This window comes from Candidatus Terasakiella magnetica (assembly GCF_900093605.1).
Taxonomy (GTDB): domain Bacteria; phylum Pseudomonadota; class Alphaproteobacteria; order Rhodospirillales; family Terasakiellaceae; genus Terasakiella; species Terasakiella magnetica.
Genome location: NZ_FLYE01000047.1, coordinates 24,414 through 46,321, shown reverse-complemented (window position 1 = coordinate 46,321; position 21,908 = coordinate 24,414). Strand labels below are relative to the sequence as shown.

The window sequence follows — 21,908 nt, the reverse complement described above, 5'->3', positions numbered from 1 at the left end:
AGTGACGTCATGACAAAACGAATTGCCGCCACCTTTTTGATCGCTTTTATTTTAAACCTGCCTTCTTATAGTTTTGCGGGTGAGCTTCTTATTGAAAATAAGTCTGCCCACAAAATAAAAGTCGCATCCATTGGCGGCGGTGGCACCCTTGCCTCCAACACCACTAAAACAATTAATTTTGAAAATGAAGAGCGCGGTGCTGACATTAATATCTGGTGGGTGAAAAATGTGCGCGAGCTCTGCCAAATTTTCACACCGTGGGATCGCACGGTCACCATCACGGGCAAGCACACCATCAACTGCCTTTCGCGTAATTAATAAACTGGTCTAAAGTCGAATATGAAAAGTTTTTTGCAAGTGCTAACATATTTTTATCAATCAGCAATGAAGCAGCTGATTAGGTTATTCCCTAACCATTTAATTCCCATAACCTCCCTGTTAATACTTGCATGCGCGAGTCCTCAAAAAGGGCTTGCGTTTTCTTTTGATGAAATTCAGGAAAAAGGCGAAATCTCCATCGCGGTTTATCGCGATTTCCCGCCCTTTTCCTATAAAGAAAAAGGCAAGCTTAAGGGTGTTGATGTTGATATCGCCAAACATATTGCCAAATCTCTGAATGTGCGCCTCAATCTGATTGAACAGACCGCAGATGAAAATGTCGATGATGATCTGCGCAATGCCATCTGGAAAGGCCATTATCTGGGCGGGCAAGTTGCCGATATCATGCTGCATGTGCCCTATGATTCCCTTTTGGCAAAACGCAACGACCTTGTTGTGCTGTTTGGCCCTTATTATCGCGAAGATATGGTGCTGGCACGTGATATTAAAAAGGTTGGTAAAGATGCCACCTTGGCGGTCTATCGTTTTGAAAATATCGGTGTGGAGCTCGACTCCTTGGCTGATATGTATCTGTCTGGGGCCTTTGGCGGCAGCATTCGTGAAAAGCTGCTTCATTACACCACCACCTATGAAGCAGCCGCTGACATGATCAAAGGCAAGACTTTTGGTTTGATGGGCCCACGCAGCATTGTGGAAGGCGCCATTGGCTCCCATAAAAAAGCCTATCAGATTGGAAAAGTCCCGACACCGGGCCTAAGTAAAGATAACTGGCTCATTGGAGCGGCGGTGAAAAACACCTACCGCCAGCTCGGCTACGCAGTTGGTGATATCTTAGGTGAGATGGTCACAAGCGGGCAGATTAAAGACATTTTTAAAGCCCACGGCCTGAGCTATAGCCCACCGCCAGCCAGTTTTTATAATTAAGGTTAAGAGTGCATGCCATGAGAAAACTTTTATCACTTTGCGCCTTGGGTTTATGGGCCACAACCGCCCAAGCCGGCAGCATCCCAAAAGACCCGTGGCAATCCCCCATGTGGGAATACCTTGCTGAAGATACCTTTGGTGAAAAAGCCGAGATCAGCATCGATAACCGTATTAAGATCTACGTCCCCTTGGATGCGGAAGATAATTTTCAGGTGCCTGTCTCGGTTGATGCCAGTGCCTTGGGCAAAGTTGAAGAAATCGTCTTAATGACAGATTTAAATCCTTTCCCCATTGCTGCACGTTTTTACCCAAAATCCGCAAAACCCTATTTTGCCACACGGGTAAAACTTAATGAAGGCAGCGTCATTCATGCGATTGCACGCACACCCGATGGCAAATGGCATATGACTGGTTCCTTTGTGCGCGCTGATGGCGGGGGCTGTGCTGCGCCAAGTGTACAGATGGCGTCTTCTGATTGGTCAGATCACTTGCTTGAAGTGCAAGGAAAAGTCTGGGCGCAAAAAGATGGCTATAACCGTTTGCGCCTGCGCATTCGCCACCCCATGGATACGGGGCTTTCCGGCAATGTCGCCACCTTCATTATAGAAGAGGTCAATGTGTTTGACCAAAATGACAAACTTCTGGCCCGTTTTGAGCCTAAAGAACCCGTCAGCGAAGACCCGGTTCTTACATTTGAGCTGCCAAAATCATCAGGCCCGCTTCGTGTAACGGGGCGCGATAACAACGGTAATGACTTTGACATTAAGGTAGAGACACAATGAAATTCTTCCTCATCGCACTGAGCCTGATTTCATGGATCAATAGCGCACAGGCCAAGGAACTGATCTATAGCCTCAGCCCCGTAAAAGTCGCCCAAAACGTTTATGCCTTTATCGGTTCAACGGACTATTTCAACCGTGAAAATGGCGGTAACATCGTCAATACGGGTTTTATTATCGGAACCGACGGGGTGATTGTTATTGATAGCGGCCCTTCACTTCGATACGGCCTGCAAATGCGCAAAGCCATTCGCACCATTACGCCCAAACCTGTGACCTCCGTTATCATTACCCACCATCACCCCGATCATTTCTTGGGAAATACCGCTTTTCCTGATAGCGAGATTTACGCACTGCCCGAAACGATTGAAGCCATTAAGGTTGAAGGTGACGGCTTGCTTGAAAATATGTTCCATATGGTGGGTGATTGGATGATTGATACGGAACTTAAACTGCCAACCAAAGCCATCAGCAGCTCAAAAATGGTGATGTCGGGGCGTAGTTTGCGTTTTTTACCGCTAAACGGTCATACCCAAGGCGACCTTGCCATTATGGATGAACAAACAGGTGTGTTATTTGCTGGCGATCTCGCCTTTTATAATCGCACGGCAACAACGCCTCACGCCCATCTCCATAACTGGTACGATTCCCTTGATATCTTGATGAACAGTGGTTTTAAAACCGTTGTTCCCGGTCATGGGCCCATTGATCAAGATGGAGCATCGCTTGAGCAAACATTGCGTTATCTAAAATGGTTGGAAGCCACCTTGAAACAAGCCGCGAAAGACGGTCTTGAGATGACAGAAGTCTTGCGCCTTAAAACACCTGAAGAATTCAAGTCACTTGATCTTCACCGCGATGAATTTTATCGCTCTGTTTCTCACCTGTGGCCCGACATTGTCAATGAGACTCTGCCCTTGATTGCCCAAGACTTAGACTAAAGTTGAATGCGTTTTTTCATCACTTCAACCCCTTAGAAACCAAATTAGACTTATTGCCAATTGTTCATAACGGGCCATTTTACGCATAGTTCTAGGCATGGGAGAGGCTTAACTCACCTAAGGTTTTAATTCTCAATACCCTCGAAAGGGAGAACTGTATGAAACGGGCACTGTTGGCAACTGCGGCTATGGGATGGTTGGCTATCTCCGCATTTGCATCTGACGCACAAGCGGGCGTCACAAACGATGAAATTCTTAATGACCACAAAAACACGTCACAAGTTGTAACGGACGGTATGGGCTTGCAAGCGCAACGCTACAGCCCGCTCAACCAGATCAACAAAAAAACAATCAGCAAACTGGTTCCAGCTTGGACATTCTCTTTTGGTGGTGAAAAACAACGCGGTCAAGAAGCACAGCCTCTTGTTGCTGATGGCGTTATGTATGTAACAGGTTCTTACTCTCGCCTGTTCGCCATTGATGTGAAAACAGGTGAAGAACTATGGCAGTATGATGCACGTCTTCCAGATGGCATCATGCCATGTTGTGACGTGATCAACCGTGGTGCTGCACTTTATGAAGACATGGTTTACTTTGGTACACTTGATGCCAAAATCATCGCACTTGACGCCAAAACTGGTAAAGTTAAGTGGAAAAAGAAAGTTGGCGATTATAAAGCTGGTTATTCTTTGACAGCGACACCTTTGATCGTTGAAGGCAAAGTTGTCACCGGTGTATCTGGTGGTGAATTCGGTATCGTTGGTAAAGTTGAAGCCCGCGATGCAAAAACAGGTAAACTGATCTGGTCTCGTCCAACTGTTGAAGGCCACATGGGCACTCTCAACGGTAAAGAAGGCACCATGACAGGTACGAAAAACGCGACATGGCCTGGTGACATGTGGAAATGGGGCGGCGGCGCGACTTGGCTCGGCGGTACGTACGATCCAGAAACACGTCAGCTGTTCTTCGGTACAGGTAACCCAGCACCATGGAACGCACACTTGCGCCCAGGTGATAACCTTTACACGGCCTCACGTCTGGCAATCGACATCGATACTGGTGAAATCAACTGGCACTATCAAACAACACCAAATGATGGTTGGGACTTTGACGGTGTAAACGAAGTTGTCTCTTACAACCTTGATGGCAAGAAACTGGCAGCAACCGCTGACCGTAACGGTTTCTTCTATGTACTTGATCGCACAAACGGTAAGCTGCAAAACGCAACACCGTTCGTTAAAGACATTACATGGGCGAAATCTATCGACATCAAGACAGGTCGTCCAAACTATACATCTACAGGCCGCGCGGGTGACCCTGCGAAGTCTAAAGATGGTAAAAAAGGTAAAGCTATCTTCTCTATCCCATCATTCCTTGGTGGTAAAAACTGGATGCCAATGGCCTACAGCCCGAAAACAGAGCTGTTCTACGTACCTTCAAACGAATGGGGCATGGACCTTTGGAACGAGCCAGTATCTTACAAAAAAGGTGCTGCATACCTCGGTGCTGGTTTCACAATCAAACCATTGTTTGACGACTATATCGGTGCTTTGAAAGCCATCGACCCACGCACAGGTAAAATCAAGTGGGAATACCGCAACAATGCACCGCTTTGGGGTGGTGTTATGACAACAGACGAACTGGTATTTACTGGTACGCCTGAAGGTTACCTCAAAGCATTTGATGCAGAATCAGGTAAAGAAGTTTGGAAATTCCAAACTGGTTCAGGCATCGTTGCTTCTCCAATCACATGGTCTCAAGACGGTGAGCAGTATATCGCTGTTGTTTCCGGCTGGGGTGGTGCGGTTCCACTTTGGGGTGGTGATGTTGCTAAGCGCATCAAAAACCTTAACCAAGGTGGTAGCGTTTGGGTATTCAAACTCACCAAATAAGCAAGAATGCATTTAATGCATACATTGTTATGGAAAAGGGTAATGTCAAATCGGCATTACCCTTTTTCTATTTCCAAAAAATCATTGTAATTGTAGATACAATCTACAAACTGCTATAAAGTATTTTGAATAAAAATAAGAAAAACTCTTCTTTACGTCTGCCTAAAGGTAACAAAAATGTACAGATTCCTCGTTGCTGATGACCATCCTTTGTTTAGAGATGCCTTGCGTCAAGTCATTGATGAACGTTGGAATGATGCGGAAATCGTAGAAGTCTCCGATCTGGATTCTGCCAAAGAAACAGCCCAAAGCGATGATGATCTGGACATGGTTCTTCTTGATCTCAACATGCCCGGTGCAGAAGGTTTCTCAGGCCTGCTCACCCTGCGCAATCACGCGCCTATGTTGCCTGTGGTTATTGTTTCTGCAGAAGAAAGCCCTGATGTGATCCAACGCGCACTCACCTGTGGCGCTTTGGGCTTTATCCCAAAATCATCTTCAAAAGAACGCATTGGCGAGGCGATTGAGTCTGTACTATCAGGTAAATCCTTCGTGCCGCCAGAGCTGGCCGCCGCCATTGAAGATAAACGCCGCATGGATGATGAGCTTAAAGAAAAAGCAGCCCTGCTCTCACCTGCAGAGTTAGGTGTGTTGCAACTTCTCACCATGGGTAAACCCAACAAGATTATTGCTTTTGAGCTCAACATCAAAGAATCGACTGTTAAAGCACATATTTCATCGATCTTGCGCAAATTGGGTGTTCACAGCCGTACACAAGCTGTTCTTGTAGCCAAGAACCTCGACTTTTAGGGGCGGGCTCTAACGGCCCATCTTCATCCCGCCACCGGGATAAGGCTCTTTGCGTTTCCACCACAGGAGCTCACCTTTCACAAAGGCCTGAGCCAAGTCATTTTGTGGCGAGGTGAAAAAGTCCTTCACATTGGCTTTTTCCAAAACACGACCACGATGCATAAACATCACATCACTGCCCAATCGTTTGGCTTGTCCCAAATCATGGGTGGTCATGATGATGGTTGTTTTCTTTTCAACAAAGGCTTCAATGGTTTCTTCAATAGAATGGGTCGCACTGGGATCAAGGCTTGCACAAGGCTCATCTAAAAAAAGCACTTCGGGCTGAATGGCCCATGCACGCGCCATGGCAAGACGTTGTTGCTCTCCACCCGATAAAACACGTGCGGGCTGTTCTGCCAAACGTCCAAGCCCGACCTTCTTCATTGCCGCATAAGCCATATCGCGACGTTCTGAGCGATGGATGCCTTGGCGTTTTAAAGCATATTCAATATTGGCAAGCGCTGTTCTGCGCAACAAGACCGGGCGTTGAAACACCATGGCCTGATGCTTTCTAACCTTTTTGGGAAAGCCTGCCTGCCCATTCCAGAAAACCTCGCCAGATGAGGCTGGCAACAAGCCATGGCAAATGCGCAACAACAGGCTTTTACCAGCCCCATTGGCCCCAAGCACCATAACACGTGCACCGGCTTTTACCTGAAAATTCATATCCTTGATCAGGCGTTTATCACCTGCGATGAAATTAACATCTTTCACCTTTAGGGGCAGGATCGTACTCATGCGCCAAGCCTCCGTTTTGCACATTCACCAAGGATAAAGGCCACGGCATTAATGGTAAGTGACAGGCTGATTAAGACAATCCCAAGACCAAGCGCAAGGGCGAGATCGCCTTTACTCACCTCTAAAGCAATGGCTGTGGTCATGACACGGGTGACATGGTCAATATTGCCCCCAACAATCATCACCGCACCGACTTCAGCACTTGCGCGACCAAAACCGGCGAGAATAGCCGTCATCAATTGAAAACGCGCATCCCATAACAAGGTCGGGATGGCACTCCATCTTGTGCAGCCCAATGATTGGAGTTGTTCTTGATATTCCCCCCAAAGCTCATGGATCACTTGGCGGGTGAGTGCAGCAATAATTGGTGTAATCAGCAGGACTTGGGCAATGATCATGGCTGTTGGGGTAAACAGCAGGCCAAAGACCCCAAAGGGGCCTGAGCGCGATAACAAGAGATATACCAATAAGCCCACAACAACAGGCGGCAAGCCCATCAAGGCATTCAGCAACACTACAGCGGCGCGCTTTCCCCTGATAGGTAATAAAACTAGGCCCGCCCCAACAGGTAGCCCAATGAGTGCAGAAATAAAGACAGAGGTAAGGCTGACTTCAAGCGAAAGCTGGACGATTTCCATCAGTTTCGCATCAAAGCCGATAATCAAAGATCCTGCAGCCTGAATAGCTGCCCAGATCTCACTCATCCGCCACCACGCTGGAAATATTTCGCCATGCGATCAAGTTCAACCTTTGCCACATCTTCATCTACATTAAAAAAACGAAAAACCACATGGGTTACGGGCAAGGCCAGCAAGGCAATGCGGCGCTCCCCTTCAGCCGAAAGCTCCACCTCAATGCGTCCAAGCGGGGCATTTTCAACGATGATCTGCGCGCCATCTTGCGCAGTGCCACTATATTCAATGGTGGCATCGGGAACCGATCTGGGTAATAGGCGCAAGAAATCCTTATGCGTTGTGCCCATTTCACTTTTAAATTCGACCGTTTTCAAAAAAATCAGCCCCCGGCAACTGGTGGCCAAACGGCCAAATGATCATTTTCTTCCAGCAGGCGTTCTTCGCGCGCACTGGGTTCAACATATTCACCATTTACCAACACAAGATGGCAATGTTCTGGTGGTACACCAAAATCATCAAGTAAACCGCGCACGCTTTTTTCCGCCTCAAGCGTAATTTCCGCTTCATTGCCGGATTTGCTTTCAGGCAGGAAACTGCCCAATTGCGCATATAACTTCAATGTAACTTTCATAAATAACCTCTAAAGGGGGGAGGAGGAATTACTTGCGATATGAGATAACCACGCACGGAGTTTGGCAGGCTTTAACGGTTTATTCAACAGCGCATAGCCATGAGAGGCAATTGTTGCGCGCAATTCGTCCGTGCGGTCCGCCGTAATAATCATGGCGGGGAAATCAGGCTTATGATCACGCTTAATCCAGCTCAGAAACTCAAGGCCTGTCTCATTGTTATTAAGATGATAATCCGCAATCACCGCATCCGGGAAAGTCGGAAGTTCATCCAAAATACGAATAGCTTCCATTTGAGAGCCCGCCGTATAGACCCGGCAATCCCAATTTTCCAAAAGCCCGCGCATCCCCAACTGGATATCGGTTTCATTATCAACGATGAGGATAGAAAGCCCATCTAAAACTTCGCCCAGTTTATCAACCACTGTTCGTGCAGAGACTTCTTTTTTGGCCTCAACCAATGGGGCATAGACACTAAAACACGAGCCTTTGCCCAGCTCAGATTGTACCGTGACTTCATGACCAAGGGTTTGAGAAATCCGTTTCACAATGGCAAGGCCAAGTCCAACACCCTTATTTTCATTGGCATTGAAACTTGAATTGGCATTATCAAGCTGGCGAAATTCTTCAAAAATATGACGTTGGTCTTCTTTTGAAATCCCCGTCCCCGTATCATAAACGCTGAGCTTAAGCTGGTTACCCACCTGTCGTGCGCCCACCACAATGCGCCCTTTATCGGTATAGCGCACCGCATTGCTCACAAAATTGCGCAAAATGCGTGAAAAGAGTTTTGGATCACTGGCAACAAGCTTGGTTGAACCGACCACTTTTAAGCTGGTGCCTTTCTTTTGCGCGATGGGGCCATATTCTTTTTCAAGGCGGTCAAACAAGTCTTTGATCTCATAATCTGAAATCACCACAGGCACCGCACCCGCATCCAGCTTGGAAATTTCCAACAAGGCACCAAGCAGGCTTTCCACCCCTTTTAAGGCGAAATCTGCGCGTTCAACCAATTGCAGGTTTTTATCTTCCAGACTGCGATCCAGCAATGTGGAGATAAATAAACGCGCCGCATTAAGCGGTTGTAACAGGTCATGACTGGCGGCTGCTAAGAAACGGGTTTTACTTAAGTTTGCTTCTTCAGCCACTTCTTTGGCAAGATGCAGCTCATCAGTGCGTTCACGCACGCGCTCTTCAAGGTTTTCCTTAGCCTCAAGAAGCTGTTCTTCTGAGCGAAGGCGCGCGGTAATATCGGTATATGTGGTGACAAAGCCACCGGAAGGCATGGGGTTTCGATGTACCTCAATGGATTTCCCGTCAGGCCGGGTATATTCAAACACCAGCGGGACCATCTTCTTGGCACGGTCCATGCGCATTTGATAGTCTTCTTCATCGGCCTGACCAAACTCCCCGCGAAATACGTTGTATCTGATATAGCGCGAATAAGGCATGCCATGTTCGACAAGCCCGTCTGGAAGCTCCAGCAATTCCACAAATCGCTGGTTCCACGCAACCAATTGTAGGTCTTTGTCAAATACAGAAACTCCTTGGCTCAGGTTATCCAATGAGGCTTGCAAAAGAACATTTTGTTCAGCCAATTCTTTTTCACGCCGGATGCGTTCCTGCATTTTGATATCGGTGATATCGGTATAAACGCCCACCACACCGCCATCTTTTGTCGGGCGCTCATTAATTTTAAGCCAGCGACCATCCTTTAACTGGATGACAAAAGAATCACGTGGATTGCGATGGCGTGCAAGGCGTTCATCAATCCAGTCTGTTACATCAGAAACTTCAGAGGGCACCACATAGCGATCAACAAAACGCCGGGCCATATCTTCAAACTGGATACCGTAAGAAACCTCTTTTTCCTTACCGCCCCAAAATTCCCAGAACTTCTCGTTACACAGAACCAGCCTGTCTTCGCTATCGTATAAGGCAAAGCCTTCAGAAACGCTCTCTACCGCCTCAACAAGGCGAATACGCGCAGTTTCAGCCTCCCCTTTCGTGCGGGTGAGCTCCTTATTGATATTTTCAACTTCATTAAGGGCTGTTTCCAGCTCATTTGTGCGCTCACGCACCTTATCATCAAGCAAAGTTGCGGTTTGAAAAAGGGAAAAAGCCCCGCCTTGAACATCAAGGGTGCGCTCCACCTGCTTCATCAAGGCAGCAATGATTTTGCGCAGCTTTAAAGCTTCATCCGGTGTGCCGGACGGAATATCTAATGCATCAATCATGGGGCCATCCAATCGCCACACCTGTTAAGGTCTGGTTCACATGCATCCCTGAAAATTGTTCACCGTAAGTGTTGAAACCCACCACATTATTCTGTTTGAAAATTTCAGAGACTTCATCAAGGCGGTGATCGCCTTTTTGTTCCAGCTCCAGCTTTCTAAAAATACAATCACAACCAATAATCAGTTCCGGCACGCCAATTTCCTGCTGGATTTCTTTCATGGTCTCTTCAAGGTTGGTGGTCATGTCGCGCCCTTCAGCCAAGGTAAGAACAAGCCCCTCATCAATAGCGCAGAAAAACTTCAACCCGTCTGCGCCTTCTGGTCGTTGGATAGAGCGCACATAATAAGACCCGCCCACACGTACCATAACCGGATGTTTCGCAAAGGTAAGCGGTGTGAGTTCTGAATGAGGCACACCAATGAGGCGGGCATATTCTTCCGTTGCAGGCGAGGCGTTGATCTCTTTCACAATGCGTGAATGCGGATCAGCCTCTGTAATCACCATCTTGCGCGCGGTTTCCACAAAATGCTGAGTGCGAAAGACCTTAAACGGGCAGCTTGTATTAATCAGGATAAGCGCAGCCCCATCGGTCACCGTTTGCCCACAACAAAAAAGCTGTGTCTCATGAAATTTTAAGTCATCACCGGCTGAGCCCCCAAAAAGCGGGATATCACCCAGTTCGGGATGAATGGCGCTAAGCACATTTTCTTCAGCCAAGGACATGCCATCAACCAAAAGAAAACCAAATGTATTTTCAGCCAAAGTATCACCAGAGCGACTATGAAGCTGATCGACAAGAGTGCGCGCGCTTTGGCGCCAGCCGACCATATCAATTTCTGAAACAGGCGTGATCAGATCAACCGCCACATTGAATTTATCTTCCGGCAAACCAAAGGCGCAGATACCCGCCTGATTATAGCCACCATCATCAATCACCCCTGCCGTTGTGCAGCCAATGATGGGAATGTCTGGGTAAGAAACAGAAAGGACCTTCCCGATTTCGGAAAGGTCGTATTTGCCTGCACTAAAGTAAAACAAAACACTAAAAGGACCATCGCCCAGCTGATCTTTTAAATCAGCAACAACTTCTGTTGTCTCTTGGGCGGCGGAACTGGCTTTGGGGATGTGGTGTTTTATTTGCGCCACGGCACTTCCTGTTTAATTATTATCATGAGATAGATCATCTGCTTGCGAATTTAAACCGCAGCAGACCTTCTATTTACTCGTCTTCTGGCTGCGCATCAATATATGTGCGGATCGCCCAGAGACCTTCTTGGGAAATCGTACCGACAAATTTAGGCATATAAACTTTGCCATCACGTACCGCACCGTTTGTCACGCGCTCAATATACCACTCATCGCCATCAAAATCTGCTTCAAGGTAACGCAGGTCCGGTGCAATCCCGCCAGAGATTACTTGAAGACCATGACAACGCGCACAGTTTTGGTTATAGGCAGAAGAGCCGATTTCAATGGCGCGGGCATTATATTTTTCATCTTCACGAAACGGGTTTTGGTCAACCCATTCTTCGCCCAGTTTTGGCAAACCTGATGTATCAACAGCTTGTGGGGTTACATCACCATGTGCAAATGCACCTGTTGCCAATCCGACAGACATGCTTACAGCCAGTCCGGCTAAAAGGTACTTCTTGAACATATTATATTTCCTCCAATGAGAGTCGCGTTTCATCGACAATTCAATCTATTTGTCCTGCCTCTTTTATACCGCGGACCATGGGGGGATTTCTCCTCGACTTTGGTCGCATTCGCACTAGCCAAAGGTCTAAACGATCATAAAAAAACGCCGCTTTCCGCAAAGAAAACGACGCTTTTTTGTTCTTCATGCAGGCAAAAGACTACATCTGTGACAAAGCCACATAAGCATCCATAATGCGATGCGGGTCTGCCATCAGGCGTTCTTTCCACGGGCCGAGTTCTGTGCGGCTCTGGATCAAGCCACGCAACACACCCACATGGTCCGTGCGACCAAGGGTTTGCGCCCCAATCAACACATCACCATCAAATTCAAGGCGAATGTAGCGATAGTTTTCCGCATCAAGGCGCTCAACACTATCACCGCCAGGCACACCTTCCCACAGACCAAAGGAAGCTGAGATCAGCCCCAATGTATCCAGCACGTTCATCACGAGGGAGCCCTGATAAGGCGTTTCGTGACCACACATGTTTTTCGCAGCGATTCGACCATGATCAGCTGCCGTTGGCTGAATGGCGTGAACTGACCAGCCACCTGTTGAGAAATCAGGCCCTTGAGCCACGTCACCAGCAGCATAAATGTTGGAAACAGCGGTTTGAAGATGGGCATCAACCTTAATACCTTCTTCGACCTCAACGCCAGAACCTTCAAGGAAAGCCACGTTGGAGCGCACGCCTGCAGCCACCACAAGCAAGTGGGCCGGAATTTGCTCACCATTATCCAGATCAACCAGCAAGGTGTCTTCAGGATCATTTTTGTTAGGCTCAACCATGGTGATTTTAGTTGAGGTATGAACGCTCACACCGTGGCTGTTACACCAATCTTTCACAAGATTACCGCATGTTGGGTTCAACATACGTGGCACCATGCGGTCGCCCATCTCAACAACGGTCAAATTTACTTTACGAAGCGCTAAGGCTTCAAGGATGATACAGCCGATAAAGCCTGCACCCATCAACACCACATGGGCGCCTTCATGGGCGAGCTCAATAATTTTGCGGGCATCTTCCAATGTCCAGCAATGGTGTACACCTTTATTATCCAACCCGGGAATGGGTGGTTTGATCGGACTTGCCCCTGTTGCCAGACACAGTTTGCCATAATGAATGGAAGAACCATCTGCCAGTTTCAACGAGCTTGCAACACTATCAACCTTTTTCACCAGACCTTGGCGATAATCGATATTAAGATCGTCATAGTGGGTGTCGCTTTTTCTCAAATATGTGCCGTCTTCCTCAACCTTACCAATCAGGTAGTAAGGGATCGCCATACGAGAATAAGGCGGTTCTGCTTCACCGCTGATCAACAAGATTGTGCCTGTCGGGTCTTCTGCACGTAAATTTTCAACCGTTTGCACACCTGCGGGCCCTGCCCCAACGACAACATAATCATAATTGCCATTTTGGACATTTCCCAGTGCCGATCTTTCGACATTCTCAGAAGGGGCAAAAACCTTTTTTAACAGTCCGAACATTTCTTTTTTCCTGAATAAAAAAGGCGGATTTCCTGAGGGATATTCAGAAAACCCGCCTCATTAGAGTGACAAATTAAGCCAAGCCCAAACGATTTAATGTATCGGCTTTTGGCACACCTGTGTCATCCCAACCACGAAGGTCGTAATACTCAGGCAGCATTTTGTCCAAATCGTTGACACGACCTTTGGCAGGACCCGTTTTTGCCGCGTCTTTCAACAGACGTTTTGGCAATGTGTCGTCCTTACCTGTAAAGCCTGCTGCGATGTTGTATTGGCGTTCCATATTCCAAACGCGCTCCCCAACTTCGAGCATTTTCTCAACAGACCAGTCACCTTCACAAGCTGCATTTACTTGTGGGGCGATATCTTCAAGTGACCATGCAAATGTTGTGAAGATACACAGACCAGAAGAGTCAACAGCAGCTGTTGCATCCTGGAATGCCATCACAAGACCGGCCTTGCCTTCTGTTGCCAATGGGTCAGTCTTTTCTGGAATACCCAGAACTTCAGACGCAATGGTGTAAGAACGCAAGTGACACGCACCACGGTTAGATGTTGCATACGTCAGGCCCATGCCTTGAACACCACGTGCATCATAAGCCGGGAATTCTTGTTTCTTAACAGACATGGAAACTTCTGGGTGACCGTACTTTTCACAAAGACGCGCAGACCCCATACCGATTTCAAGACCAAAGCCTTCACCACGGCCCACCATCTCAGCAATATCTGTCAGAGCTTTGGCATTACCAAACTTAAGCTCGATCCCGCCAGTATGTTCTGTTGTCAGAACGCCCATTTCGAACAATTCCATTGCGGCACCAACTGTGGCACCAAAGGAAATTGGGTCATAACCCTGTTCGTTACAGATGAAGTTTGCAAATGTACAAGCTTCAATGTCGTCGATCCCACATTCAGAACCCAGCGACCATGCTGCTTCATATTCCAGACCACCAGATGCTTTTTGATATTCTGGACGATCTTTAACCGTATAGTGCGAACGCTCAATCGTTGAAACACGCTGACAAGCAATCGTACAGCCATAACAAGCCGCATTTGTTGTCAGGTTTTTGGTGCCATCTGCACGAACTTCATGCATTTTCTCACCAGAAATGTTGGCAGCGCCTTCAAACTGAACTTCTTTGAAGTTACGTGTTGGCATTGCACCGATTTCGTTGATCACGTTCATCAGGACTTGCGTACCGTATGTTGGCAGGCCTTGGCCCGTAACAGGGTTTTCAGCCAAAACAGCTTTACCCGCATTTGACGCTTCAAAGAACGCTTCTGGGTCTTCAACCTTCACGCCGATTGTCCCGCGAATGGCAACAGCCTTAAGGTTTTTAGAGCCCATGACGGTGCCCACACCGGAACGACCCGCTGCACGGTCCATATCGTTAACCACACAAGCGTACAGAACGCCTTTTTCACCGGAAACACCGATAGAAGCCACACGAACCTGTGGGTCTTGGTGGTCAGCTTTGATACCTTCTTCCGTATCCCAGCAAGATTTGCCCCAATATTTAGACGCATCAAGCAGTTCAGCTTTATCATTTACAATTGAAAGATAAACAGGTTTATCTGCTTTACCTTCAAAGATCACCATATCCCAACCGGCGTTTTTCATTTCGTTACCGAAGAAACCACCAGAGTTAGAACAAGCGATAGCACCCGTAAGCGCGCCTTTTGTCACAACAGTGTAGCGACCAGAAGTCGATGCACATGTGCCAGTAAGCGGGCCTGTTGCCATGATCATTTTGTTATCTTCAGAAAGCGGATCAACTTTTGGGTCCGTTTCTTCGATGAAGTATTTTGTCGCAAGACCGCGAGAGCCAAGATATTCCTGAGCCCAAGCCATATTCAGGTCTTCAGAAACACAAGTGCCTTTAGAAAGGTTCACCCGCAGTAATTTACGTGTCCATGCCATCTGATTATTCCCCTTTATGCTTCTGCGGTTGTGCCGGCATCAGTCTTAGCTGCCCAGCTGCGCATTTTATCTAGACCCGTTGCTTCGGCATCAACGAATGTGATGGCACCTGTTGGACAAGCACTTGCACATTTCGGATCACCACTACACAGGTCACATTTGGCAACTTTGCCTGTATCAGGCACATAGTTGACTGTGCCGAATGGACAGCTGATGGTACAGACTTTACAGCCTACACAAGCTGAGTCTGCCACAACTTTTGCCCCAGTTTCCGCATCAAGTGTGATGGCTTCAACCGGACAAGAACGCATACACCAAGCTTCAGCACATTGTGTGCATGTGTATGGTACGAAACGACCTTCGTCGTGAAATTTGAATACTTTAATGCGTGACTTTGAAGGGTTAAAGGCCCCTGTATGTTCCATAGAACAAGCCACTTCACATTGCAGACAACCTGTACATTTGTCTGGATTGATATTTAGCGCTTTCTGCATCTTCCCGTTCCTTTGAAAGCCCCCCGTTAAGTGCTGCATTCTGGCCTCGCATCACCTATCCCTAAGGGACCAACTTTCATTTTGGTTTAAGATAGTGCCAAAGTGTCGCTGATGTTGGGCTTGGCTTCAATTCAACTAAAGGCGAATAGGGCTTCATTCTCAGCCAAATAGGTCTGAACAAAAGTCGAATTGAAACGCTGATCTGCACTCATGGGCACTTCAATCGTCTTATCAATCCGGCTGGGTTGCCCCCCTAAAATATGAATTTGATGCCCCATCTGGATTGCTTCTTGCGAAATATGGGTAACAAACAGGGCCTTGAGCTGATGTTTGGAAATAAGATTATAGGTTAATTTGCGCAGGCTTTCAGCGCGCTTTGGGTCAAGCGAGACAAAAGGTTCATCTAAAATCAGGATTTCAGGCTTGATCACAAGTGCGCGTGCCAAGGCCACACGACGGGCCATGCCCAATGACAGTTTGGATGCCATGACATCGCCCTGCCCCTCTAAGCCAACCTCAACAAGTAGCCCATCAATCAAGCAGGCTTCATCAACATTACAGACCAGTTCAATATTTGCCCGCACGCTGCGCCACGGCAAAAGCTGGGGTTCTTGAAAGACAAAACCGACCTTGCCTGCGCGCGGGCTGATCTCGCCTTTAAAATCTTCATCAAGTCCGGCGATAAGGCGCAGTAAAGTGGATTTTCCACAGCCTGAAGGACCACAGATAACGCTGGGGCTGCCCTTTTCCAGCTCGAACTCAATCTCACCAAGAACGCCGCGACCCTCAAAGGATTTTTCATCAATTTGGATTTTCATGAGCTGATCCGCCATTTACTGACATGGCGTTCCCACGGGCCAATCAGCCCATATTCAATACATAAAATCACCCCGATGAAGGCGATGGAATAGGCCAAGATACCTGTCACATCAAACATCTGGAAAAAGAGATGGAGCTGAAAGCCCACACCGTCACTGCGCCCCAAAAGCTCCACCACCAAGACGATTTTCCAGATCAAGGCAAGGCCGGAGCGCGAGGCCGCCGCAAAGAAAGGCACCAGTTGTGGCAAGATAATATGTTTAAGCTTTGTAGCCGTGGACAGGCGATAACTACTCGCCATATCAGCCAAGCCCCGATCAAGGGATTTCGCGCCTTCGCGCAAGGTAATGGCCACATTAGGGATTTTATTGATGGAGACCGCTAAAACAGCGGCAACCTCATTTAACCCCACCCAGAGATAACACAGGATAATCACCACAAGGGCGGGAATATTAAGCAAGAAGAGCAACCAAGGCTCAAAAAAACAGCCCGCAGATTTATTTAGCCCCATGGACAGCCCAATAAAGCTGCCGATAAACATGGCGAGAATGAAGGCGGCTAACACCCGCCAAAGGGTGGCGAGGCAATGTTGATAAAGCTCACCCGTTTGAGCTTCTTCAAAAATACGGGCAAAAACCTCATGGGGCGGCGGGAGGAGTTCAGACTGCACCCCATAAGACACAAGCGCCCATCCCCCAAAAAGCAGCAGTAAAGACAGGCTTTGTATGGAAAATGAACGTAGTCCCATCACGTTAATAACGGATTGCCTCTACAAATGTGCCTTGGGCAATTGTTGAGGATTTTCCAACGAGCTTCTTACCGCCAAGTTTAGCCAATAAGGCAAAAAGATTTGCCGCTTCAAGGCGTTCTTTGTCCCCCCAGCTTTGTGGGATACCTTTGATAAAACCCTCTTTTAAGGCCTGAAAACTCGCTTCAGACTTTGCCTTCATCATTGGTTTAAGCGCAGCCCATGCTGAAGGATCATTTGCCAAGATGGTTTTGGCTTGGCGCGATGCAGCTGACATAGCGCTAATCAGGTCTTGTTTTTGAGCAAATTCAGGGCTGAACACATAACCAATCATTGGCACATCCCTATTCATGCCCAAGCTTTGCAACGCGCGTGAAACATCAGCCACACGATTAAAGCCTTTAGCTTCCAACTTGGCTGCATAATGCCAGAAATTAATCACCCCATCGAGCTCACCCGTTTCAAGCTTTTTGCTTAACAAGGGCGGGGCGCCAAAAACAGGCTGGGCTTCTTTGGCAAGGTCAATATTATGGTTTTTCTTGGCAAGGGCTTGAAACAGCAGCCAGCTTTTATCCACCGGACCACCTGCAATACCAAGCTTTTTACCTTTAAGGTCTGCAAGCGTTTTAATGTTTTTTGCCGGGTCCGCCATCATGGCACCGACCATGCGCGAATAAGGGATAAAGCTGTAGTTTCGCCCCGCACTGCGTTGGCGCGACACCCAAATCCAGTCATTCACAATCACATCGACCGCACCACCATGAATGGCCGTGGCGGAGGCTTGCTTGCCAGCAAAGGGGACGATCTCAAGGTTAAACCCCTGAGCTTTATCCAGACCATAGGATTTAATGGTCTGGAGTTCCCAATTCACCGTGCCAAATTTCAAGACACCTGCGCGAAGGGTTGGAAGTTCTGCATGAAGGCTTTGCAATGCCATCACGACGAAAGCCAAGAAAAGTGAACCTAGAAACTTCATATCAACCCCTTATACGCACGCTTATGGCTTATTTAAATGTCTTGAGAAATTCAATCAGGTAATCCTGCTCAGCAGGGTCTGTGATCTGAACGTGGCGCATACGTGTGCCAGAAACAACCAAGGTGTTGCCTTCAACCCAAGCACGCAGGAAGTCTTCATCCCACACGATGTCAGATTTTTTCAAATCTTCTGAATATTCAAAACGGGGAAGTGAGGCAGCTTTGCGCATATAAACACCGCGCAAGTTTGGACCGAATGTATTTTTCGCCGGATCCATTGAGTGACATTTTTTACAACGGTGAAAAACCTGTACACCCGCAGCAGCCTTAGAATTTGGTGCTTTATAACCAAACATCTCTTCAGCTTGTGCTTCAGTATTGGCAAAAGTCAGTGCGCCCAGCGCAAAAAGCGCCGCCATTGTTTTCTTGATCATTTTAAAAATCTTCCCTTTTGATAGATCAAATTCTATTGCCGACCAGCATAGGCAAGAGTTCACTCTTTTTCATTTCGACTTTCGACCAATTTTCAGGGTCATGGGATTAGCCAAAAGTCGAATAGCAAACTTTACGAAAGTCAAATTTGTTAGGGGCAAAAGGTGAGATACTTCTTCTCATACATTCTGATATTTTTAAGGTCACATTCTAATGAACCAAACATCAATGATCGGTCATAACTCTGGTGATACAAAGGTTACCATCACTGTTAAGCTGTTTAACTCCATGCATACCAAGGGTAATCCGGCGGCTGTGCAAGACCCGTTGGAATATCCGGTTGGGACAACGGTGGGCGATGTTTTTCGTGATTTAAAGCTCCCCTTGGACGAACTTTTCCTCATTTTGGTCAATGGGCGCGACATCTCGCCGGGCTTGGTCGGTGATATCCGTTTTGCCCATGAACTTGAAGAAGGTGACGTCATTGCCTTTTCAGGTCCGGTTCCCTACAGTTATGGCTATGGCGCACCCGTGGTTTAATGTTTATACTGCACTCAAACAGGCTATAATTATTAATCACCTCAGGATACTCTTGAATGTCTGATGCGCTAAAAAAACTGCAAGAAGAAAATGCAGCGCTCAAAGAACATATAGCCACCTTTCAAAAACGTGATGAGCTTTATACCCTTGCCATGGAAGTCCCCAATGAGGGGCTGTGGGATTGGAATCCAATCACAAAAGAACTGCTCATTTCTTCGCGCCTCATGGAAACATTAGGCCATACCAGCAAGACCAAATTCACCACAACAAATGAGTGGCTAGATTGGGTTCACCCCGATGATGTTGCAGGATATGAAGCCAAGGTTTCTGAGCATTTAAAAGGCTTAAGTGATTATTTTGAATGGGAATATCGCGTTAAAGATACAAACGGCAAGTACCATTGGGTCTTGGCACGCGGTAAAGCCTTGCGCGATGAAAAGGGTCTCGCTTATCGCATGGTTGGCTCTGTTGGGGATATTACACAGCGCCGCCAAGCTGAAGATGAGCTCAAACGCTCTCACGAGCTGTTAGAAGAGCGCGTAGCAGAACGTACTTCTGAGCTGGTGCGGGTCAACCGTATCCTTAATGAGGAAATCAAAGAGCGCAAAGTCATTGAAAAAGAGCTCAAGGCCGCCAAAGAAGAAGCGGAAAACGCCAACATCAGCAAAAACAAATATCTCGCGGCTGCCAGCCATGATTTATTGCAGCCCATGAATGCGGCGCGCATCCTCATCACCACGTTGCAAGAACGCATTTTAAAGCCAGAAAACCAATCATTGGTCACGCGCATTCATTATGCCCTTGAATCCGCTGAAGACCTGTTGATTGACCTGCTTGATATCGCCAAGCTTGATGCCCATGCCATGAGTGTGGATGTGCAAAACTGTCCGGCAAACCGCGTCATGTACCTGCTTGAAAAAGAAATTCAATCGGTTGCGAAAAAAGCGAGTGTCGAGCTGGTTGTTGTTGAATGCTCCCTTGGCTTTACCAGTGATGTGCGCTTACTTGGGCGTATTTTGCGCAACTTCCTTAACAATGCCATTCGCCATGCTTCAGGTGGAAAAGTCCTTTTAGGGTGCCGCCGTGTGGGTAAGAACATCCGTTTTGAGGTTTGGGATAATGGTTGTGGTATCCCCAAAGACAAGCTCAAAATCATCTTTGAGGAGTTTAAACAGCTCAAACCTTCCGGCTCCCATAATGAACAAGGCGTTGGGCTTGGCCTTGCGATTGTTGAGCGTATCTCTGTCATGCTTGATCATAAGGTTGATGTGCGCTCTCAAGTAGGCAAGGGTTCTGTCTTTAGTGTTGAAGTGCCTGCCTGTGAGATCAACAAAGAAATACAACTTTCCTATCAGCCTTCCTCAACTGAGGTGGTGCAGGACTTAGCTGGTAAGGAGTTCCTCATTGTCGATAATGAAAGCTCGATTACCCATTCCATGTCTGTACTGCTGCAAGAATGGGGGGCTGTACCTTATTGCGCCCTCTCCCTGCGCGCAGCGGTCACAGAAGTCGATAGCAACCGCATCTCCCCTGTGGCGATCTTGGCTGATTATCACCTAAATGAAGATGAAACCGGACTTGAAGTTATTGATGCGGTACATCGTTTGTTAGGCAAAAACATTCCCGCTGCCATTATCACGGCGGATCGGTCCCAAGAACTGCTGACAAAATGTAAATCAAAAGGGATCAGCGTTTTAAATAAGCCGATAAAACCAGCCAAGCTCAGGGCGTTGTTGTCGTTTTTGACAAGAGACGCTTAACACGCTCATCCGGTGTGGGGTGCGCACTAAAGAAAAAAGCATAAAGGGCATCATCCTTATGCGGCGTCTGGTTTTGCCCCCAGATTTTTTCCAAAGCTGACACAAACGTTTCTGCACTTACCTCGCGCGCAGCAACCTGATCGGCCTCATATTCAAATTTACGCATAACCGAATTTGAAAGCCCCATCCACAACCCATCCATTAAAGGCAGACCAACAAGTGCGATGAGCAAAAGCTCATCAAAGCCTTTGCCCCAATTCAAAAAACTATTCATCCCCATAAAGGCATAAAATGAAATAAGGATGATGGCACTTTGTAAAACCACCCATTTGATATGATGCGCTTTTACAATATGGCCTTTTTCATGGGATAAAACCGCGCGAAACTCCTGTTCACTCACAAGCTTTTTCAATGCTGTTGTATAGACAATAAAAGAGGCAAACCCACCGCCAAAGGCACGGGCATTGGCTTGCTTACTCTGGCGTGTTTCCACATCTTCATAAACTGGGATTTTACCAAGGCGATAGTCCCTATCTTCTTCAAGGTCTGAGAAAAGGCGTGTTTTAAACAGGGGCAAAATAATAAATTGCCCGCCCAGCAAGGCCACAACCACAAGCGCAATAATATGGTTTGATCCCAACTCACCTGCAAGCAGCACAATAAATATACAAGGCACCATCCACATCAAAAGTGAGCCTAAGCGTTTAGCACTTATATGGATGAAGTCTGCAAAGGATTGTTGAGACAGATCATTTGCTTTTGCCACCTGCCATAAACGCACATTACAGATGGCCCAACGGGTAAGGGAGAAAACAAAAAGAACAGCCACACAAACCAGAAAGCTCTGAATAAGGCCAGAGCCCATCCAGTTTTCAGGCAAGTAGAGCACAAGCAAAGCAAAAAACAGTGTATCCCAACACTCGCTTCCTAATAGGACCATCAAGCGTTGGCGCGCAAACTGGCTATCAATGGCCTGTCTGGATAAATAGCGATGCTGGCGCGCCATAAGCCAAAGCTTAAAGGCGAGAATAAACCCCGCAATACTCAGATAGACAGCGACCATA

At 47.4% G+C, this 21,908-nt stretch carries 23 protein-coding genes; 8 read left to right on the top strand and 15 right to left on the bottom strand.

The genetic code is table 11. From position 1 onward, the window contains the following. Positions 1 to 9 precede the first annotated feature (9 nt). From MTBPR1_RS15780 to MTBPR1_RS15755, 6 genes are all read left to right on the top strand, one after another. Complete coding sequence (locus tag MTBPR1_RS15780; RefSeq protein WP_069190000.1) at positions 10 to 318, top strand: hypothetical protein; 309 nt, start codon at positions 10 to 12, stop codon at positions 316 to 318. 39 nt (positions 319 to 357) lie between these two features. Then, a complete protein-coding gene (locus MTBPR1_RS15775) occupies positions 358 to 1,263 on the top strand; it encodes a substrate-binding periplasmic protein (RefSeq protein WP_205631261.1) in 906 nt (301 codons plus the stop codon). Between the two features lie 17 nt (positions 1,264 to 1,280). Further along, on the top strand, positions 1,281 to 2,045 hold the full coding sequence (locus MTBPR1_RS15770; RefSeq protein WP_069189999.1) for a quinoprotein dehydrogenase-associated SoxYZ-like carrier: 765 nt from the start codon (positions 1,281 to 1,283) through the stop codon (positions 2,043 to 2,045). Continuing rightward, the gene (locus MTBPR1_RS15765) at positions 2,042 to 2,983 is read left to right on the top strand and encodes a quinoprotein relay system zinc metallohydrolase 1 (RefSeq protein WP_069189998.1); all 942 of its coding nucleotides are present in this window, start codon (positions 2,042 to 2,044) and stop codon (positions 2,981 to 2,983) included. The genes MTBPR1_RS15770 and MTBPR1_RS15765 overlap by 4 nt, the downstream gene beginning before the upstream one ends. A gap of 158 nt (positions 2,984 to 3,141) precedes the next feature. Then, positions 3,142 to 4,875, top strand: a complete 1,734-nt coding sequence (locus MTBPR1_RS15760; protein WP_069189997.1) for a PQQ-dependent methanol/ethanol family dehydrogenase — start codon at positions 3,142 to 3,144, stop codon at positions 4,873 to 4,875. Between the two features lie 177 nt (positions 4,876 to 5,052). Then, positions 5,053 to 5,685 (top strand): response regulator, encoded by a 633-nt coding sequence (locus tag MTBPR1_RS15755; RefSeq protein ID WP_069189996.1) that lies wholly within the window; start codon positions 5,053 to 5,055, stop codon positions 5,683 to 5,685. 9 nt (positions 5,686 to 5,694) lie between these two features. On the opposite strand, the gene MTBPR1_RS15750 is transcribed toward MTBPR1_RS15755, so the two are convergent. From MTBPR1_RS15750 to MTBPR1_RS15685, 14 genes are all read right to left on the bottom strand, one after another. Continuing rightward, a complete protein-coding gene (locus tag MTBPR1_RS15750) occupies positions 5,695 to 6,465 on the bottom strand; it encodes an ABC transporter ATP-binding protein (protein WP_069189995.1) in 771 nt (256 codons plus the stop codon). Continuing rightward, positions 6,462 to 7,169: an ABC transporter permease gene (locus tag MTBPR1_RS15745; RefSeq protein WP_069189994.1), complete on the bottom strand. Its 708-nt coding sequence runs from the start codon at positions 7,167 to 7,169 to the stop codon at positions 6,462 to 6,464. The genes MTBPR1_RS15750 and MTBPR1_RS15745 overlap by 4 nt, the downstream gene beginning before the upstream one ends. Then, positions 7,166 to 7,474: a hypothetical protein gene (locus tag MTBPR1_RS15740; RefSeq protein ID WP_126465301.1), complete on the bottom strand. Its 309-nt coding sequence runs from the start codon at positions 7,472 to 7,474 to the stop codon at positions 7,166 to 7,168. Before MTBPR1_RS15740 ends, MTBPR1_RS15745 begins: the two co-directional genes overlap by 4 nt. 5 nt (positions 7,475 to 7,479) lie before the next feature. Further along, entirely contained in the window at positions 7,480 to 7,731 is a 252-nt protein-coding gene (thiS, locus tag MTBPR1_RS15735; protein ID WP_069189992.1) for a sulfur carrier protein ThiS, read from the bottom strand. A 9-nt stretch (positions 7,732 to 7,740) separates the two neighbouring features. Then, positions 7,741 to 9,966: a NahK/ErcS family hybrid sensor histidine kinase/response regulator gene (locus tag MTBPR1_RS15730; RefSeq protein ID WP_069189991.1), complete on the bottom strand. Its 2,226-nt coding sequence runs from the start codon at positions 9,964 to 9,966 to the stop codon at positions 7,741 to 7,743. Then, on the bottom strand, positions 9,959 to 11,113 hold the full coding sequence (locus tag MTBPR1_RS15725) for an FIST N-terminal domain-containing protein (RefSeq protein WP_083223155.1): 1,155 nt from the start codon (positions 11,111 to 11,113) through the stop codon (positions 9,959 to 9,961). The genes MTBPR1_RS15730 and MTBPR1_RS15725 overlap by 8 nt, the downstream gene beginning before the upstream one ends. 73 nt (positions 11,114 to 11,186) lie before the next feature. After that, entirely contained in the window at positions 11,187 to 11,624 is a 438-nt protein-coding gene (pedF, locus tag MTBPR1_RS15720; protein ID WP_069189990.1) for a cytochrome c-550 PedF, read from the bottom strand. 199 nt (positions 11,625 to 11,823) lie between these two features. After that, positions 11,824 to 13,155 carry an NAD(P)/FAD-dependent oxidoreductase gene (locus MTBPR1_RS15715; protein ID WP_083223154.1) on the bottom strand — a complete coding sequence of 444 codons (1,332 nt, stop codon included), beginning with the start codon at positions 13,153 to 13,155 and terminating at the stop codon, positions 11,824 to 11,826. A 73-nt stretch (positions 13,156 to 13,228) separates the two neighbouring features. Further along, positions 13,229 to 15,076, bottom strand: coding sequence for an aldehyde ferredoxin oxidoreductase family protein (locus tag MTBPR1_RS15710; protein WP_069189989.1), 1,848 nt, complete (start codon positions 15,074 to 15,076; stop codon positions 13,229 to 13,231). Between the two features lie 14 nt (positions 15,077 to 15,090). Continuing rightward, entirely contained in the window at positions 15,091 to 15,570 is a 480-nt protein-coding gene (locus MTBPR1_RS15705) for a 4Fe-4S dicluster domain-containing protein (RefSeq protein WP_069189988.1), read from the bottom strand. Between the two features lie 131 nt (positions 15,571 to 15,701). After that, positions 15,702 to 16,388 (bottom strand): ABC transporter ATP-binding protein, encoded by a 687-nt coding sequence (locus MTBPR1_RS15700; RefSeq protein WP_165602688.1) that lies wholly within the window; start codon positions 16,386 to 16,388, stop codon positions 15,702 to 15,704. Then, positions 16,385 to 17,137 carry an ABC transporter permease gene (locus MTBPR1_RS15695; RefSeq protein WP_069189986.1) on the bottom strand — a complete coding sequence of 251 codons (753 nt, stop codon included), beginning with the start codon at positions 17,135 to 17,137 and terminating at the stop codon, positions 16,385 to 16,387. The genes MTBPR1_RS15700 and MTBPR1_RS15695 overlap by 4 nt, the downstream gene beginning before the upstream one ends. A 4-nt stretch (positions 17,138 to 17,141) precedes the next feature. Continuing rightward, positions 17,142 to 18,113 (bottom strand): ABC transporter substrate-binding protein, encoded by a 972-nt coding sequence (locus tag MTBPR1_RS15690; protein WP_069189985.1) that lies wholly within the window; start codon positions 18,111 to 18,113, stop codon positions 17,142 to 17,144. A 28-nt stretch (positions 18,114 to 18,141) separates the two neighbouring features. Beyond that, entirely contained in the window at positions 18,142 to 18,546 is a 405-nt protein-coding gene (locus tag MTBPR1_RS15685; protein WP_069189984.1) for a c-type cytochrome, read from the bottom strand. Positions 18,547 to 18,757: 211 nt separating this feature from the next. On the opposite strand from MTBPR1_RS15685, the gene MTBPR1_RS15680 reads away from it, so the two are divergent. Together MTBPR1_RS15680 and MTBPR1_RS15675 are read left to right on the top strand one after the other, a co-directional pair. Next, entirely contained in the window at positions 18,758 to 19,084 is a 327-nt protein-coding gene (locus MTBPR1_RS15680) for a MoaD/ThiS family protein (protein WP_069189983.1), read from the top strand. A 56-nt stretch (positions 19,085 to 19,140) separates the two neighbouring features. Then, positions 19,141 to 20,844 carry a hybrid sensor histidine kinase/response regulator gene (locus MTBPR1_RS15675; RefSeq protein WP_069189982.1) on the top strand — a complete coding sequence of 568 codons (1,704 nt, stop codon included), beginning with the start codon at positions 19,141 to 19,143 and terminating at the stop codon, positions 20,842 to 20,844. Here the strand turns inward: MTBPR1_RS15675 and MTBPR1_RS15670 are convergent. Further along, entirely contained in the window at positions 20,807 to 21,907 is a 1,101-nt protein-coding gene (locus MTBPR1_RS15670) for a M48 family metalloprotease (protein WP_069189981.1), read from the bottom strand. The genes MTBPR1_RS15675 and MTBPR1_RS15670 overlap by 38 nt on opposite strands. Position 21,908 lies beyond the last annotated feature (1 nt).

What these genes read in the sequence shown, in the direction of transcription:
- MTBPR1_RS15780 (WP_069190000.1), top strand. Translation starts at nt 10, where the DNA reads ATGACAAAACGAATTGCCGCCACCTTTTTGATCGCTTTTATTTTAAAC.
- MTBPR1_RS15770 (WP_069189999.1), top strand. Translation starts at nt 1,281, where the DNA reads ATGAGAAAACTTTTATCACTTTGCGCCTTGGGTTTATGGGCCACAACC.
- MTBPR1_RS15765 (WP_069189998.1), top strand. Translation starts at nt 2,042, where the DNA reads ATGAAATTCTTCCTCATCGCACTGAGCCTGATTTCATGGATCAATAGC.
- MTBPR1_RS15760 (WP_069189997.1), top strand. Translation starts at nt 3,142, where the DNA reads ATGAAACGGGCACTGTTGGCAACTGCGGCTATGGGATGGTTGGCTATC.
- MTBPR1_RS15755 (WP_069189996.1), top strand. Translation starts at nt 5,053, where the DNA reads ATGTACAGATTCCTCGTTGCTGATGACCATCCTTTGTTTAGAGATGCC.
- MTBPR1_RS15750 (WP_069189995.1), bottom strand. Translation starts at nt 6,465, where the DNA reads ATGAGTACGATCCTGCCCCTAAAGGTGAAAGATGTTAATTTCATCGCA.
- MTBPR1_RS15745 (WP_069189994.1), bottom strand. Translation starts at nt 7,169, where the DNA reads ATGAGTGAGATCTGGGCAGCTATTCAGGCTGCAGGATCTTTGATTATC.
- thiS (WP_069189992.1), bottom strand. Translation starts at nt 7,731, where the DNA reads ATGAAAGTTACATTGAAGTTATATGCGCAATTGGGCAGTTTCCTGCCT.
- MTBPR1_RS15730 (WP_069189991.1), bottom strand. Translation starts at nt 9,966, where the DNA reads ATGATTGATGCATTAGATATTCCGTCCGGCACACCGGATGAAGCTTTA.
- pedF (WP_069189990.1), bottom strand. Translation starts at nt 11,624, where the DNA reads ATGTTCAAGAAGTACCTTTTAGCCGGACTGGCTGTAAGCATGTCTGTC.
- MTBPR1_RS15715 (WP_083223154.1), bottom strand. Translation starts at nt 13,155, where the DNA reads ATGTTCGGACTGTTAAAAAAGGTTTTTGCCCCTTCTGAGAATGTCGAA.
- MTBPR1_RS15710 (WP_069189989.1), bottom strand. Translation starts at nt 15,076, where the DNA reads ATGGCATGGACACGTAAATTACTGCGGGTGAACCTTTCTAAAGGCACT.
- MTBPR1_RS15705 (WP_069189988.1), bottom strand. Translation starts at nt 15,570, where the DNA reads ATGCAGAAAGCGCTAAATATCAATCCAGACAAATGTACAGGTTGTCTG.
- MTBPR1_RS15700 (WP_165602688.1), bottom strand. Translation starts at nt 16,388, where the DNA reads ATGAAAATCCAAATTGATGAAAAATCCTTTGAGGGTCGCGGCGTTCTT.
- MTBPR1_RS15695 (WP_069189986.1), bottom strand. Translation starts at nt 17,137, where the DNA reads ATGGGACTACGTTCATTTTCCATACAAAGCCTGTCTTTACTGCTGCTT.
- MTBPR1_RS15690 (WP_069189985.1), bottom strand. Translation starts at nt 18,113, where the DNA reads ATGAAGTTTCTAGGTTCACTTTTCTTGGCTTTCGTCGTGATGGCATTG.
- MTBPR1_RS15685 (WP_069189984.1), bottom strand. Translation starts at nt 18,546, where the DNA reads ATGATCAAGAAAACAATGGCGGCGCTTTTTGCGCTGGGCGCACTGACT.
- MTBPR1_RS15680 (WP_069189983.1), top strand. Translation starts at nt 18,758, where the DNA reads ATGAACCAAACATCAATGATCGGTCATAACTCTGGTGATACAAAGGTT.
- MTBPR1_RS15675 (WP_069189982.1), top strand. Translation starts at nt 19,141, where the DNA reads ATGTCTGATGCGCTAAAAAAACTGCAAGAAGAAAATGCAGCGCTCAAA.
- MTBPR1_RS15670 (WP_069189981.1), bottom strand. Translation starts at nt 21,907, where the DNA reads ATGGTCGCTGTCTATCTGAGTATTGCGGGGTTTATTCTCGCCTTTAAG.